This window comes from Paenibacillus sp. S29 (assembly GCF_049319765.1).
Lineage (GTDB): Bacteria > Bacillota > Bacilli > Paenibacillales > Paenibacillaceae > Paenibacillus > Paenibacillus polymyxa_B.
Genome location: NZ_JBMOUI010000024.1, coordinates 23,112 through 38,887, shown reverse-complemented (window position 1 = coordinate 38,887; position 15,776 = coordinate 23,112). Strand labels below are relative to the sequence as shown.

Sequence of the window (15,776 nt, the reverse complement as noted above, 5' to 3'; positions counted from 1 at the left end):
GTTCTCGATAATTGAGAGATGGGTCCTTCCATACATAAAGTTTTCAAATCATACCCCAAAATATCAGCAGCCTCTTCAAAAATGTGACCTGCCTCTGAAAAACCATCATGCCATGTCGCTCCCATCCCGACATATTGAGACCCTTGTCCCGAAAAAAGCAAAGTCATGCGGTTCATGTCCAACCCCTTTCCTCACCATAAAAAAAGCGATAAAACAAATATTTATGGGATCCAGATGTTCACATTCCTATGTATTTAAAATAGATACAGCAAAAACAACAAAATGTCTTGCCACAAACAAACAGTAATCGACATGTTAAAGTAAATCGTTTTTGAGTTTCATGATGTAGTTAGAAATAAAAAGTGCGTAAGTAGACTTGGAAGTGTAAAAAAATGGAGAGTGCTGAAAGTTCAGGCTTGATACTTAGAAACTTCAGCATCATAGATGAGTGTAGTAAAACATAGATTAAGGCTATTAATTTATTATAAACATTAAAATGAATTAAAGTACAGTGATATATAATACATATATTTTATAAACAAAAACAATACCCTCTTTTGTTTAAAAAAAGGAATTGTTTTCAGCTTTTTAATGAATTTACATGAAAATTTCATGTTCTAAACTATTGACTGGCATCTATCGTTAAAACAAAAAAGCCGCCAATTTGGCGACTTTTAAACATTGTTTCATTCGACAGTAATCGACGGTTAGGCGTCGTCATAGATACGTAACTAAATAAGTAGAAAAATGCAAAGCGATTTATCTCCTTATGCAGTTTCCTTAATGGCTACAATGTGCAAGCGGCTAGTGTCGATCCTCCACTGACTTCGTTGTAGCTTCGTACAAGCGCTGTAAAATGGTAACAGCTTCAGCCCGTGTGACTAGCGCTTTTGGGTGAAGGTATCCTTCATTAGCAGTAAGGACTCCCATCTTTGTTAGGGTGTAGAATGCTTCTGCCTTTTGATCCTGGGAATCTCCATCATAGTTGTACTCTTCTCCAGTCTTGTCGATGTACAGCACCGGATAGTAGGCCGAGAAATTGTCATTGTAATTGGCCTGACGAACTTTCATATCCTTGTACTGCGCAGCTGCGGAAATCACTTCCTCAATCTCAGGATGAAGCGTCTGATTGGTATAATCCGTCCGAAGAGAGGCGATCATCATCACATCCCAGCGGGTCAATAGTTTGTCAGGTTTGACATAGAATTGATAGTTTGGATATTTCCCGCCAACACTTTCAGCATACGGCCAGACGTAGTCCCCGTTGAATATTGCTGCAAAATCTTTATTCGCCCAGTGTTTACGCGCATCCACAAAGTCCGAAGGTTCGCCCGAAGAATGATCGATTTCTGGAAAAAGCTTGTGAAACATATGTACAAATTCCGCTTTCGTTATGGTTTTGCTTGGCTTGAAGGTCCCATCTGCATAGCCCTTGACAACGCCCTTGTCGACCATGGAACGAATCGATTCGGTAGCCCATTCATATTTTGTTCCTTCCACATCAGGAAACGTGTTTGCCGCGAATGCAGATTGACCGAAAAACAGTGTCGTCGCAACCAACGGGGTGATAAGCCATTTCTTTTTCAACATCTCTTTCCACTTCCTTTAGGTAAAATTTATGTATAAAATAGTTCTCTAGACTCAATTTTATATCGGCATTTCAAAAGAAAATGATGATATTAGAGAGAAAAAAAGCAATGTTAAACAGTATTTTGGAATATCGACTATCAGTGTTTGAAATATTCGTGTATACCCGTCGGGAATTGAGAAAGCTTGTGGAGGCCTTCATGGGCCGTTCTCGCTTTTTACTCTTCTGACCTAAGCCTGTAAGTTCGACCCTAGCATCGATTAACCGCTTCATGCGATGAGGAATCTGCATTAGTGTAATCTGCCCGTTAGTTAAAAAACAGCCGAGCGCTCGGCTGTTTTTGGTAGCGTTGAACTATCGTTTTTAGTTAGTTTAGCGAATTCCACCCCATAGGACTGGGAAGCTCATTCGCTCCAAAATATTGATACGCATCTACGCTTATAACTGCATCGAAGTATTGCTCTGCAAAAGGCAAGTGGCAGGCATCTGCATGAATGGGGATAATTTGGCTTTCCAAACCAAACTCTCTGAATCTTCTATAGTTTTCAGATGCACTAATCCATAAATCGACAGCAAATACGGTTATGTCAAACTTTTGCGCCAGATAGATAGAAGTAAGTCCGGTCCCACAACCCAAATCCAACACTCGCATTCCTTTCTGCAGAATCAAATTTTTCGATAGCTCCTCGAGCATGATAATCGAACTAGGCCCCATTAAATTTGCTCTTATGAAATCTACGTCATCTAGATCTCGACGGATCATTTCTGCTGACCCCCTCCTACTTTCTTCATTTGATATTTCCAATAAAGCAATTCTTCATCTTTGTGATCAATTTGAAATCCTAACTTCAATAACAAATTCTTAGAGCTGTTATTGTCAGGTACGCATCTTGCCGTTACGATTTGGACTTCTTCATGATTTAAGGACCACTCTATTAATTTTTGAGCGGCTTCATAGCAATAGCCTTTGCGGCGATGACTTTCATTCGTTGCAAAACCGATCTCAATCATACCGTTCTGATCAGGATCTCCTAAAAAACCAATCCCTCCAACAATTTCTTGGGTATCCTTCTCCACAATGATCCAAGAGTCAAAACCTCTAGTGCCATTATTTTTTATCAAAAGTTCTCGAAAATAAGGTAAAGCTTCAAAGAAATCAGGACCCGGCCATTCATCACTGGTTTTATAACCCAAAGCTTCAATAGCACCTATATCACGTTGGGCTGCTGCTTCGATTAAATTAAGATCAAGTGTTTTTAATATGAGCCGATTCGTTTGAAGTTTCATGTAATGTCCACCTTTCTACTTACTTAGATTGAAACTTTCATTCAAGAAGTCTGGTTGTATTTGACCAAATTGGAGTAATTCCCTTCTATCCCCCTTTGCTAAAATTAGAAAAGGGCAGGAATGAACATACGTCATTCCTACCCTCATATCACCTGCTATTTAGCCACAAAAAAATCCGCGCTGAACCAGCACGGATTGGACTCATTATAACAGGTATCCCTAAGGATCTGGTAATATCCGTTGTTCTTAACTAATTCCGAAGCTTTCAAATCCCCACCCGTAATACAAAAATTGGGCAGACGAATAGTAGGTGCATGAAAACCTCTTTTTATGGAATTGGATTAGTAAAGAACAGCTCCAGACAAAAAAATCTCTCCTTAGTGAATTACCCTTATTATACCAGGGCCAATTTTATCTGCCAACCTTTCACATGTTACAAAAGCGTTTCATTAGGACTATCCTGCTGGTTAGCTTAAAAGCAACCGAGTGATCGGCTGCAGTGGTAGCAGCAACTGCATCATGACCCTACAGGCCTTTTCCCCCTAGAGCACGCAGTTTAATGGGCTCCGCTCCAATAATCAACGATCGGCCGCGTTGTATCGACGCCAGTACCTCTTCGTTCTTAAGGCTGGCTGCATGGGCATCTGCATCTTTCCACAGTTCGGTCACATACACCGCATTCGGGTCGTCGTCTGACACATTGACTATATACAAATAGCAGTCATTATTCGACTTCAACAGATCGGCCGCTTCTAGCAAGATGTCTGCAAGAGCGTCCCTTTGCCCTGGACGTGCCGTCAACTTTCCATACATAGCAAAATGGTTCATGATCCTCATCCTACCATCGAGTGATATTTGACTTCATCTTATTATAATGTTCCGCAATGTCAGCGCTAATTTCAGCAAGCTTCTCCACAAGCGCTAAAAAATAGTCGGTACCATTCCCCCATCCATACGGATTGGAGAACCTTTAAATGCAGATGCATAAGGACTACATACAAATGTAGCTAGTCTACCTATTTCAATAGGCTTGATAAATCGCTGTATTTCAGATTGAGGCAGGTTTGTAACCATAAAATCTTTCTCTTTTTCTGAAAAAGTCATATTTTCATGAGGATACATACTCTCAATGATTTGGTGCACATTCTCAGAGAGTGTTGGTCCTGGCATGATCGTATTGACTGTAACTTCTGTCCCTATTGTTAATTTAGATAAGCTTTTTGACAATGATAACAACATAGATTTTGTCATACAATACTGCGGCATTTGTCCTGAAGGCATAATTGCTTCTTCACTCGCAATAAAAATAATGCGGCCATAATCATTTTTCAACATTTTAGGTAAATAAAACTTTGATAATCCATTTGCAGCAAGAACGTTAGTACGGAAGTATTTTTCCCATACTTCATCGTCTACGTCCTCATATTGCATAATTTCATAAATGCCCGTATTGTTAACCAAAATATCAATACTAGAGTATTTTTCAAATAAAGCTTCTCTTTGTCCAATATCCACAATATCGGCTGTCGCATTTTGAGGGGAGGTAGCTGGGAAATTTGACTTAATTTCATTTACAGTTCGTTCTACCTCTTCATAATTTCGTCCATTAATTAGTACATTAACACCTTCTTTGGCTAGTTCAATGGCAGTTGCTTTACCTATGCCTTTCGTTGATCCTGTAACTAAAGCTGTTTTATATTTTAATCCCATATCCATAATACACTTCTCCTTTTTTAAAACAGTCTTGTGCTCTGGATAGTGATTATATTATCTTGTCTGGATTGTCCAGTAACTAGCATATTGCGCCAAAGTTCTTGTTTAACACGCCAAATGATAAAACTCATTAGGCAGTCCTAACGTGCTCCTGATATCGAGTTTGTACCTAAGTGTTCAGTCCGCCAATTTGAAGGTGTATCACCCTCCCATTGGCGGAAGGCGCGGTAAAACGAATTCTGGTCTTCATATCCAATCAAAAATGCCACCTCTTTAATATCGAGCGAGGGGTCTGCCAAGTACTCTCGTGCCTGCTCATGCCTAGCTTGTGTCAATAGAAACTTGAAGCTCGTATTTTCGTCAGTAAGCCGGCGCTGCAAGGTACGATCGCTCATACTGAGCTCCTTCGCCACAGCCTGAATGTCAGGACGCCCTCCTGTAAGGCTACGTTTCAGGATCCATTTGACCATCTCAGTAATTGAGCGGCTGCGCTGCTGCTCATCCAGCGATCGGTCCAGAGCAGGAGTCAGGATTTCCAGCAACTCTTTGTTGTACGAGACAAAGGGACGATCCAGATCTCTTCGATGTAGCGTCAATCGGTTACATTTTGCACCAATTCGGATGCGACAGCCGAAGAATGCTTCAAGGGCTTGTACATCGCCCATGGAGTGCGAAAATTCAACAAGCTGCGCTGTCAAAGGTTGACCTGTCCCCCGGCGTCCAATCTCCAGAAGACAAGCCAGCGTAATACCCACCAGCATCGGCGGGCCAGATTGCTCGGGAGACAGCCATTCCAGATCAATTGTACAGTGCTCGCCCTTCTCAGTGATATGTAGGTTTTCCGGGGGACAGAGTTGTTTGTACCGAGCCATTCGGTTTAGAGCGTCGCGGTAGTCCCGAGCATGGTAAGTCGCTAAGACAGTCGGTGGGTACTTCGCTGTATCAAAGACGGTCGCAAGCTTGATGATTCCTTGTGCAGTGTCACCAATGAGATCAGAATATGCCTGCCAAATCGCGAAATATTGAGCGGTGGTGACTACTGTTTCAGTACTAATGGTGATCGGCAATCGTGCTTTGCGAGCTACGTCGTGGGCGCCAAACCCTAACTGACATAATCCTGCCCACAATCCTGGCGGGATTTTAATACGGTCAGAGGTATGAGAATTCATATATATGGGCCTCCTTTATCTACTTGCATATACATTAGTTTTGGTTGCGATGGGGTCCCTCTTAAGTACACATAAGAATACTCTTAAGTACGTTAAGGTGTCTACATTAACGTACTAAGCTGCGAAAAATGTTACATCTTCTTGTTATCTGTGCTACTTTCAATCAATGAAGAGGAATATGGCGAATTACTTAATCATAATAAAATTCTGTTAATGGCATGAACGACTCATCCTCAACACCAAAAAACACACCCATATGTTTATGAGTGTGTTTTTAAAACCTCAAATCACGACACTCCTAGGAATGTCATTCCTTCATGCTTCTTATATTTAAAAATTAAGGCTTCAAGAAAGGCCCGTTTTCACCGATCTTACCGGAGGCAGGATTATCCGGGAGATCAAGTACAATAAACCTTTTGCACCCCAGCGGCTAGAGTAGTTGTACACAACATCCTGTATGATTTTATATCTTTATCGTGTGCAGCATTAATCAAATCTTGGTAGGTTGCACCTGGTGACTCTCATTGGATCACTGTTGGCTGCATTGCCGCTTGAAACATGATTCGCACCACCTCGGTTGTTCGAAGGGTCCGCATCAACGTTTTTTGCATTGATCAGCATTGATCGGCGTTACAACAATTACAGATGTTAATACAAGTATCCCCGTGACGATCTCTCCCTTCCTCTTTTCTCGTACAAATGATTATTCTATCACTCTCATGGATTATTTTATGTTTTTATGGAAGAATTCAGAGTAGAATATGTTGATTTATAAGGAGGAAATAGCGGATTTTATGTAAAAACTTCTTTTCTCTTTACGTGTAAATTAAACCTATTCGAAATCTCAGCAACTTAAAAATGATCAAGCAATAGAATTCGGTTGTGGAGCGATACCCACTTGGTTTTATGGTGGGCAAAATTATTTTGCTCACCATTTCAAAGGTTTACTGATTACTTAAATGCATCCCAAAATTTCATTAGATCAATACTGTTTGGTTCTCTCCAGGATCCTATATCTCTCTCTTATGACGGATCGAAAAATAGAGCGGATTTAAATAGTTCTTCGAATCACGCTTTTGGTTGCTGCCGCCTCAAAAATCGTCTCAATCAGCAACAATACACGGTGTACTTCTTCATTTTTGATCGCAATCTCCGCTTTTCCTTCGATGGTGGAGACAAAATTCTCATAAAAGCTTTCCGCAGCAGCAGGTATTTTCTCAATCGGGAACCTAAGGGTGGATTCCTCAGACGGCGGCGCCATCGTTTTCGTCAATCCTTGACCTGCTTGAATCGGCTTGGGTTCCACGTGAGCGACATCTGGATTTCGGGTGACGATCTCTCCACTCAAATCCCAATCTCTAATCATTGCGGTTCCTTCAGTTCCTTTAATATACCAGCGCGGCAGCTTTACGTAATTGGTTGTACCCACTTCAATGACTGCGGTCAGACCGTCCTTGAACTCAATAAAGCTGGTAAAGCCGTCATCCACTTCAGTCCCCAAAATATAGCTAAGGGTAGCAGCTACGCTTTCTATTTTGCTGTCCGTAATCTGAAGCAGCTGGTCCAACAGATGTACTCCCCAATCCAGTAGCATTCCTCCTCCATACGCCTTTAGTTGCCGCCAGTCACCTGGGATGCCATTAGCCCCCTGAACTCGCGATTCCAAGTGGAAAAGATCACCTACGGTCTTATTGCCAATTATATCTTTAATAATTCGGAAGTCTTCATCCCATCTACGGTTCTGATGTACTGTAAACACACGATTTTCTTTCTTCGCCACCTCAACAATGTCCAATAAATCCGCGCTCGTTATCGTAACCGGCTTTTCACAAATGACATGTTTTCCGGCTTGCAGTGCCTGGATCGCGATTTCCTTATGAACATCATTAGGTGTTGCTATCAAAACAATATCCACGGCCTGATCGGCAAGGACGGCATCCAGGCTGGCATAGGTTTTATAGCCGGCAGCCGCAGCCAGTTCCATTCGGTAATCGACAATATCATATACACCGCCAACGGCAAGTTGCTGATTAGATTCGATCAATTGAACATGGTAGCTTCCCATGCCTCCATAACCGATAATGACTACATTGTATATACGATTGCCCATTTTCATCTTCCTCCACTCCTGATTTAAGCCCACCGCATATCAAGTGGTTGCTCATAGATCAATAAATCTTAATGTCCTGCGTAACTCTCCCTTCACTTCATCGGATAGCTCTATCATACAAATCTCATGAAAAGCTTTCCTCCTCATTTCTTGCTGTTTTATTCCCGAATATTGTCCTGCGGTATTTCAATGGTGATGTTCCTGTTGCTTCTTTAAAGAGATGATGAAACGTCTTTACACTACTGAACCCTGCTGCCTCTGCGACCTCAGTGATCGGATTGTTTTCATTCAACAAAATCCATTTTGCCTTATTCAGTCTGTAATCATTCAAAAATGCTACAAAGGTCATCCCCGTATTCTTCTTAAATAGCCTGGCGAAATAATAGGGGCTGAACCCCATATAATCAGCGACATTCTTCAGCGAAATGGTTTCATGATAATGACATTCCACATACTCAAAAATACGTTCCAGTTTATAAAGGGTGTCCTTTGATTGTGTTAAGGGTCTTTCAGAGATTTCAGGAAGCCTTGGCGCCATGCTTCTCGGCACTTCACGCATAATAAGAGTCAACATCTCAAACAACTTCGCTTTGATCATATAGGCATGACCTTCGTGGTGGTTGACGTTCTCATCATAAATGCTTTGAATCAGAGGAAGCATTTTAGCTGCTGTTTCTTCTGGCCAGTTCCAGCTTGATTGCTCCATCTCCGTAAATATAGTTCTAAGAGGGCGTTTCTGATCACTTAATGTGGAAACCTCTTGAAAAAAGCTCAGATCAAATTGAATAACCACCCGTTCGCTGTCGGGAGAAGCCAAGAAATAATGAACATCACCCCCATTTATAAACTGAACTTCACCTTGTTTCATGCGTATCGAAATATCGTTAATTCCCAGATCCAAGGTTCCCTGGGTCACATAAATAATTTCAATTTCTTTATGCCAATGAGGATAGCAAAGCACGTCGCCTTTATTAATAAAACTCCGGAAAGGAAAATGTCGGTCAAGCTCCGGGATTTCTAAATAAAAATTCATTTTGGTAGACTCCTTTTGTTGTAAAGTTCAAAAAAGCCGTACACATGACTATTGATAATTATGCTGCACTGCATTCCTTCTTTTCTTTTCATTTTTCTCCTTCTCGACTTTCGAATAAAATTCCCTCTCTCTTTTGAATTGTAAGCGGTTAACATTCTTTTTCCTACCCTATCAATCATAGTTGTATTAAGTAAAACAACTGTTAGGTATCCTTACTAACCTAATTTTGCAAACACAAAGTTATGCCTCAATTATGAGCGGTTTGGCGCCCGAAAACAATTTGGGCTGATCTTATTACGTGTAAAATTGTCGAACGATTATTTTTACATTTTTTATATAAATACGTATATACATTTCCAAGATAAAGGTATAATCTAGTAATGCAACAGAATCCATATAAAAAATATAGACTTATGGAGGGACGGACCTTGAAGAGACTATTCGCTTTAAGTTGTGCTTTCTATCTGTTAATCGGCATTACTAGTGTGGTGCTTGGAGCATTACTGCCGGTCCTACTGCCTTACTATGGACTGGGGTACAGCGATGGCGGATTATTGTTGTTCCTTCAGTTTTTCGGATTTCTTGTCGGTGTTCTGTTCTCCCCCTTCATGGCTCTACACATCGGTCGCAAGTCTATGCTGTCCATTGCCCTGGTTAGTATCGTAGCAGGGTATGCCATCTTGGGTGTACTCCCCTCATGGACCTGGGTTATCGTGATGACCATCTGGGTTGGCTTCGGCTCAGGCATCATTGAGTCGTCCATCGGAGCGTTCACGATTGAGTTCACCGAAGAGCAGAAAGCCGTAGCCATGTCCAAGCTGGATGTCTATTTTGCACTTGGTGCACTGCTCATTCCCGCAGTGGTAAGCCTGTATATCTGGCTTGGAATGTGGTATTTGACCTTCTACACCATCTCCCTTCTGACGTTTATTCTGGGGCTATTCTGGATTACCATGCCTACTTCCTCCTCTTCCCACCTTATCCAAGCAGATCTCCAAACCTCTGAGCGATCGGTCGAACAAGCCCGGTACTCTGTACAGCACCGTGTGTTACTGGGAATATTCATTGTATTCTTCTTTGTTTACATGGGGCTTGAACTGGGGCTCATGAACTTCCTGCCCTCTATTCTGATCGAGACCCTGCAGATTCGGGAATCCGTAGCTTCGTTGGGTGTTAGTATACTATGGATTGCGATGATCATCGGCCGCATGTTCTCAGGGAAGATTGCAGAGTCCGCAGGATATATTCCTTTCCTGCTGTGGAGCGGAATCGGAACTTTCTGCTTTCTGGTCGCAATGGCGTTTGTCTCCAGTCAGTGGGCTACATACCTTCTGATTTTTGGTGCAGGGTTATTCATGTCCGGTCTCTTCTGTATTGCCCTCGTCTATGCGAACGTGCTGATTCCGGGAATGACCGAGAGAACGACCAGCATTCTAATTGCGTCAGGCGGAATTGGCGGAGCAGTGCTTCAATATGTAACAGGCTGGAGCATGAGCGAATGGTCGGTGACGGCTACCCTTTGGATTTTGGCGGCTTTCAGCCTAATTTTGCTGCTGGCAGTCATTTTCTCGTATCTGTGGAATAGCAGGAGCAGACGGGTAGTTGACTCCCTTGTCCATCAGGGCAAGGAAGGATGAGATTCTTTATTCTTGGGGGAGGTGAGGCCCACCGCTTTATGTAGTAGCAGGGCAGTACATTTTTTAAGGATGTACTTAATGAGAATGTATATTCTGATATGGAGGGGAACATCGTGCATACCTTAACCAAAGAACGCTTCAGATACGGAAAAGGCATTACTCTGATTGACGATTCAGGTAAGGAATATTTAGATGGCGTATCTGGCACCTTCAATCTCTCACTCGGTTATAATCACCCTCATGTCGTCACCAAAGTACAGGAACAAGTCGCCAATCTTGCCCACATGTCCTCATCCTTTACCGAGCCCTATGTCGAGGAAGTCCTGGATCATTTGATCCAGTATACGCCGAACGGCATTGACGCGGGATGGATGAGAGATATTACGGGCTCTACGGCGAACGAATGCGCTGTGAAGCTAGCCCAGAAATACACGGGAGCGCTCGATATAATCAGCCTGTATCTATCCCATCATGGGCAGACCCAATTCGCAACAGGCATATCCGGCAACGCCTTCCGGCGGAGGAAGTTTCCCAACTCGGCTGCAGCAAATTCCCTTCATGTACCTGCTCCCTACTGCTATCGCTGCCCGTTTAATTCTTCGCCTGACAAGTGTGGCTATCAATGCGTCGAAGCCATATCGGATGCTATTGAGTATGCAAGCTCAGGTTCTGTGGCCTGTATGATTATTGAACCCATCCTGGGCAACGGAGGCAATATCATCCCACCTGCAGGATATTTTAAGCGTCTTCGTCAGCTGTGCAACGAGTACGGGCTGATCCTAATCGCTGATGAGGTGCAGACCGGGATTGGGCGGACAGGCTATATGTTTGCAAGTGAACTGTTTGATATCCAGCCAGATATCATTACTCTCGCCAAGGGTCTCGGCGGCATTGGTGTACCGGTAGCAGCAGTATTGATGCAGTCTCGTCTTAATGTCCTCGAGAAGCACGAGCACTCCTTCACCTCAGGTAGTAATCTAATCTCGGTTACGGCAGCTAAAGCCACGCTAGAGGTTGTATCTGAACCCGGTTTTCTGGAAGCCGTTCGGTCCAAAGGAAGCCTGCTCGGAACCCTGCTGACGGAGATGGCCGACAAGCACGATTGTATTGGTGAGGCTCGCGGCGTCGGCTTGATGTGGGGACTGGAAATTGTCGACGAGGATAATGCCCCAGACGCAGTTAAGAGCAATGCGATTATCGACCGCGCTTTTGCCGAACAGCAGCTGATTCTCAGAGGCTCCCGTTACGGTTATGGCAATGTGGTCAAAGTGAGACCTTCTCTCACGGCTACAGTAGATGAGATTGTCGAAATTGTTAAACGGCTAGATGCCGTTCTTGCTACCCTTCACTAACCATCTGCCTAACAGGCAAAAGGAGGAATTATTCATGCTTGCACTGGTATACAAATCGGCTTGGGATGTCGCACTTGAGGAAAGACCTATCCCGGAGATAAAAAAAGATAACGATGTACTCGTCCGAATTCGGGCGACAGGCGTATGCGGTACGGACCTAGGTATCATTAGTGGCAAATATCATGCCGTTCCGTCCACTATCTTGGGCCACGAATCAGCGGGGGATGTGATCGCTGTAGGATCAGCCGTCAGTTCACTGCAGCCTGGGGACCGGGTGGTGATTGATCCAACATACTACTGCGGCCAATGCGAAATGTGCCGGACAGGAAGACAGAATCATTGCACACACAAATCCGTAACCGAGACCGGAGTTAGCGCCGACGGTACGTTCACCGATTATTATGTGACTGAGGACCGTTTTTTGTACAAGCTGAAGGACCATATCAGCTACGAAGAAGCGACGCTGACCGAACCGCTGAGCTGTATGCTGACCGGAATCAACCAGATTCACCTGCTGCCGAACTTCACAACCGTTATTTTAGGCGCAGGTCCGATCGGGATTCTGTACAGTTATGCTCTTGCTTCGAAAGGCATAACTGGTTGCCTTGTTGACATCTCGGAGGAACGGCTCGCTATAGCGGATTCTATTGCTCCCGAACGGTGGTCCGCGCACGCCACACTGGAGTCGGCCATTCATGAGCTGGCTCCGTTAAAAAATCAGGTGGACATGATTGTGGATACCACAGGAGTGGTCGGCACTGAGGTACTAAGCCAGCTTGCGAGCGGCGGGTATTTGATGCTGGTGGGGCTGAGAGATGGGATAAGTTCGTTTAATCCGAAAGAGGTAGTTGACCGTAGCCTTAAAATCATCGGCTCGATTGATTCTCTGGGCACGTTCTCCACGGCGCATTACCTGATTGAGCAACAAATCATTCCCGCCAAAAAAATCATAACCCACTCGTATCCGCTTGATGACTACCATGAAGCCTTTAAGACGCTTGGATGCAATATCAGCGAGCGGACACTTCAGCCTTCGTCTCAGGCGATCAAGATTGTACTGCAATCTAATGGCTCCGGCAACTAAATTTAGCTACTAACAAGGGAGAGAATGGACATGACGAGCATCCATCATGTTACACCGACCAATAATGAATGCACAGGAGACCTATCAGCGTCCGTTCCGGTCAAAGCAGTCATCTTCGACATGGACGGGGTGCTAGTAGACAGCGAACCGATTTATTTTGAGATCGAGCGCAGCTCCTTTGCCCATTTTGGTGCGCCCATGACGGAAGAAGAGCATCACACCTATGTCGGAGTGACACTCGAATCCATGTGGCGTCAAGTGCTGAACAGGCATCAGCTCACCAATACGGTGGAAGAGGCCCTGTCCTATCACCGAAAAAATGTGATGCAGACGATGATTGCGCACGAGGGCCTTGTGGCGATTGACGGACTGGAGCGGTGGCTGGACTGGCTGAAAGAGAAAGGGATTCCGGTCGCGGTGGCCTCTTCCTCTCCACGGGCGCTGATTGATCTCATTATGGAAAAAACAGGACTTGGCCGTTACTTCGACATTCGAATCACCGGTGAAGAGGTATTGCAGGGTAAGCCTGCACCGGACATCTTCTTATACGCCGCCGAGCAGCTAGGCATTGCACCGGCCCATTGCATCGTTATTGAGGATTCACAGAACGGGGTCCAGGCAGCCAAAAGTGCAGGAATGTACTGCATCGGCTTTCACAACCCCGGCTCCGGCCGGCAGGATCTGTCCAGAGCCGATCGCTGGATTCTCAGCTATGACGACCTGTGGGCGATCAAAGAGAATCTACCGTTCGATGAGCAGTTGCTTGCTAAGAGCAAGAGCTGAAAGGTACCGGAAGGTATACCCCCTTTATAATTATATGGAATCGTCCGATCTTTACTATGATTGAGGGTATTAAATAATGCCCCTTGGAATATACACGGGAGAATGTCATTTATCCTTCCCTGTGTGTACTCTAAGGGGCGTGCTTTGCATCCAAGTGGTCTAGTTGAAACGAGTAATTTCCCGGTTCAACACACAACTGTCGTAAAAACTGTCTTTTTGGCATATAACTGATCTCCTGACGGTTTTAAATCCTCTATTCGTATGCAGCAAAACTTATATAGAAAAATGGGGTGCTGTTAACACCCCAAACTGGATTCATCGATATATATCCTGCTTCATCTGAACGGTAATTTTGCCCTATATTCAGCTCTTTCTGTCTTCTTCGGTAATTAGAGAACTGTAAGCCGGAATTGTAACTGTTCCTTTCTTCACCTTTACATCCTTTGAGGTGGAAAAGATCACTTTCCATTTACCCTTATCGAAACCTTTTATCTGCAAGGTAACCGGCTCTCCAGACAGGTTATGATATACATACATTGTTTCTTTGCCTGAAGTACGTTTAAACGCGGTCACGCTGGCAGAACCTGCTTGTATAGGTTGCAGACTGTCGCTACGTAAAGCTTCATGTTCTTCCCTCAGACGGATGAGTGTGCGATAGCTCTCCAGTAAGGAATCATCGTCCCTCAGCTGCGCTTCCACCGATACCTTGCCTGTGTTGTATTTGGGTTTCTCCCACGTCGTTTGACCAGGGCCATCTCCCTTGTACCAGCGCATAGGCTCACGAAGATACTCATCAGGCTTCTCTCCCTTCATGCCGATTTCTTCCCCGTAATACAGGAAAGGCTGACCCGGAAGCGTCAAAAGAATGGAAGCGGCCAGCTTGGCTTTTCGCACATCCCCGCCCAGTTCGCTCATGACACGGGTCTGGTCATGGTTGCTCAAGAACGGAGCATCGAGTGCTGCCTTATTATACGATTTGTACAGTTGCAGCGTTTTCTCGGCGAATGTCGCGATACCCTGATCTCGGCCGTTTTTCACGGAGTTCAAAATCGTTCCACCCAGGTCAAAATTAAATAGGGAGTGGAGTGGTCCGAAATAAGGAGCTATGGTCTCCGGTTTGTCCCATACCTCTCCTGCCAGATATACATTTGGATTCACCTTCTCCATCTCGGAACGGAATTCATTCCACCAGGCGATGTTCTTATCCGCACCATCCTTCGTCTGTCCTCTAAAAATATGCATCGCCGCGTCAAGCCGGAACCCGTCTGCACCCTGCTGCAGCCAATACTTGCCTACTTTGATCATTTCTTTGCGGACTTCGGGATTGTCAAAGTTCAGATCCGGCATGCCCGACCAGAATGTACCGTAGAAATATCCTTCGCCGTTCGGATTCTTATGCCATACCTGCTGACCCCAAGATCCCTTTTCTTCCAGATCTGTGTTCTCATCCGCCCATACGTAATAGTTGTGGTATTTGCTTTGTGGGTTGGCACTGGCCTCCTTAAACCATGGGTGCTCGCTGCTCGAATGATTGATAACAAGGTCCATGATCACCTTGACGCCCTTTCGGTCCGCTTCTTTCATCAAGGTGCGAAAATCATTTAGACTCCCATACTGCGGGTCCACCTGATAGTAATCAGTTACATCATATTTATGGTAGCTTGGAGATAGATTTAGGGGCATAAGCCAGAAGCCGCTGACCTGCAAATCCTTACCCGAATGGGGTTTGCCATCGTTTAAGTAATCAAGTTTTTGTGTGATTCCTTTCAAATCACCGTGTCCGTCTCCATTCGAATCATAAAAAGAATTGATATAAATTTCATAAAATACGCCGCTTCCAGTAGAAACCGGAGGCTTATGTCTGTTCAATTCCTGCTCTGCCATTGCACCTGAAGCGAACATCGTGAGCATAGGCACCGTTAACATGGCGGTGGACAATCTTCTTAAGCGTTTGTTACGTGTCAAAACAAATCAGCTCCTTTGATTGTTATGGGTGCGCTTTCATTATAAATAGAAACAA

The 15,776-nt window shown here is 44.3% G+C and carries 13 protein-coding genes; 4 read left to right on the top strand and 9 right to left on the bottom strand.

The window, feature by feature from the left end; translation table 11 throughout:
• Positions 1 to 804 precede the first annotated feature (804 nt).
• From ACL9RM_RS25350 to ACL9RM_RS25315, 8 genes are all read right to left on the bottom strand, one after another.
• The gene (locus ACL9RM_RS25350) at positions 805 to 1,590 is read right to left on the bottom strand and encodes an S-layer homology domain-containing protein (protein WP_250268320.1); all 786 of its coding nucleotides are present in this window, start codon (positions 1,588 to 1,590) and stop codon (positions 805 to 807) included.
• A gap of 365 nt (positions 1,591 to 1,955) precedes the next feature.
• Positions 1,956 to 2,282, bottom strand: a complete 327-nt coding sequence (locus ACL9RM_RS25345; protein ID WP_323873177.1) for an SAM-dependent methyltransferase — start codon at positions 2,280 to 2,282, stop codon at positions 1,956 to 1,958.
• Positions 2,283 to 2,347: 65 nt separating this feature from the next.
• Positions 2,348 to 2,875 (bottom strand): GNAT family N-acetyltransferase, encoded by a 528-nt coding sequence (locus ACL9RM_RS25340; RefSeq protein WP_250268318.1) that lies wholly within the window; start codon positions 2,873 to 2,875, stop codon positions 2,348 to 2,350.
• A 525-nt stretch (positions 2,876 to 3,400) separates the two neighbouring features.
• Positions 3,401 to 3,703 (bottom strand): putative quinol monooxygenase, encoded by a 303-nt coding sequence (locus tag ACL9RM_RS25335; protein WP_250261371.1) that lies wholly within the window; start codon positions 3,701 to 3,703, stop codon positions 3,401 to 3,403.
• Positions 3,704 to 3,796: 93 nt separating this feature from the next.
• Positions 3,797 to 4,591: an SDR family NAD(P)-dependent oxidoreductase gene (locus ACL9RM_RS25330; protein WP_250268317.1), complete on the bottom strand. Its 795-nt coding sequence runs from the start codon at positions 4,589 to 4,591 to the stop codon at positions 3,797 to 3,799.
• A gap of 137 nt (positions 4,592 to 4,728) precedes the next feature.
• Entirely contained in the window at positions 4,729 to 5,757 is a 1,029-nt protein-coding gene (locus ACL9RM_RS25325) for a helix-turn-helix transcriptional regulator (RefSeq protein ID WP_250268316.1), read from the bottom strand.
• 1,051 nt (positions 5,758 to 6,808) lie between these two features.
• Positions 6,809 to 7,873: a Gfo/Idh/MocA family protein gene (locus tag ACL9RM_RS25320; RefSeq protein ID WP_250268314.1), complete on the bottom strand. Its 1,065-nt coding sequence runs from the start codon at positions 7,871 to 7,873 to the stop codon at positions 6,809 to 6,811.
• Between the two features lie 118 nt (positions 7,874 to 7,991).
• Positions 7,992 to 8,900: an AraC family transcriptional regulator gene (locus ACL9RM_RS25315; protein WP_250268313.1), complete on the bottom strand. Its 909-nt coding sequence runs from the start codon at positions 8,898 to 8,900 to the stop codon at positions 7,992 to 7,994.
• Positions 8,901 to 9,328: 428 nt separating this feature from the next.
• Here ACL9RM_RS25315 and ACL9RM_RS25310 point away from each other — a divergent pair, with 428 nt between their 5' ends.
• The 4 genes from ACL9RM_RS25310 to ACL9RM_RS25295 all read left to right on the top strand — a co-directional run bounded on the left by ACL9RM_RS25310 (position 9,329) and on the right by ACL9RM_RS25295 (position 13,756).
• The gene (locus tag ACL9RM_RS25310) at positions 9,329 to 10,537 is read left to right on the top strand and encodes an MFS transporter (RefSeq protein ID WP_250268311.1); all 1,209 of its coding nucleotides are present in this window, start codon (positions 9,329 to 9,331) and stop codon (positions 10,535 to 10,537) included.
• A 113-nt stretch (positions 10,538 to 10,650) separates the two neighbouring features.
• Complete coding sequence (locus ACL9RM_RS25305; RefSeq protein ID WP_250268310.1) at positions 10,651 to 11,889, top strand: aspartate aminotransferase family protein; 1,239 nt, start codon at positions 10,651 to 10,653, stop codon at positions 11,887 to 11,889.
• Positions 11,890 to 11,923: 34 nt separating this feature from the next.
• Positions 11,924 to 12,973, top strand: coding sequence for a 2-amino-2-deoxy-D-mannitol dehydrogenase GutB1 (gene gutB1 / locus ACL9RM_RS25300; protein ID WP_069291925.1), 1,050 nt, complete (start codon positions 11,924 to 11,926; stop codon positions 12,971 to 12,973).
• A 30-nt stretch (positions 12,974 to 13,003) separates the two neighbouring features.
• The gene (locus tag ACL9RM_RS25295; RefSeq protein WP_250268308.1) at positions 13,004 to 13,756 is read left to right on the top strand and encodes an HAD family hydrolase; all 753 of its coding nucleotides are present in this window, start codon (positions 13,004 to 13,006) and stop codon (positions 13,754 to 13,756) included.
• A 363-nt stretch (positions 13,757 to 14,119) separates the two neighbouring features.
• Here ACL9RM_RS25295 and ACL9RM_RS25290 read toward each other — a convergent pair whose 3' ends face one another.
• Positions 14,120 to 15,721 carry an alpha-amylase family glycosyl hydrolase gene (locus ACL9RM_RS25290; protein ID WP_250268307.1) on the bottom strand — a complete coding sequence of 534 codons (1,602 nt, stop codon included), beginning with the start codon at positions 15,719 to 15,721 and terminating at the stop codon, positions 14,120 to 14,122.
• Positions 15,722 to 15,776 lie beyond the last annotated feature (55 nt).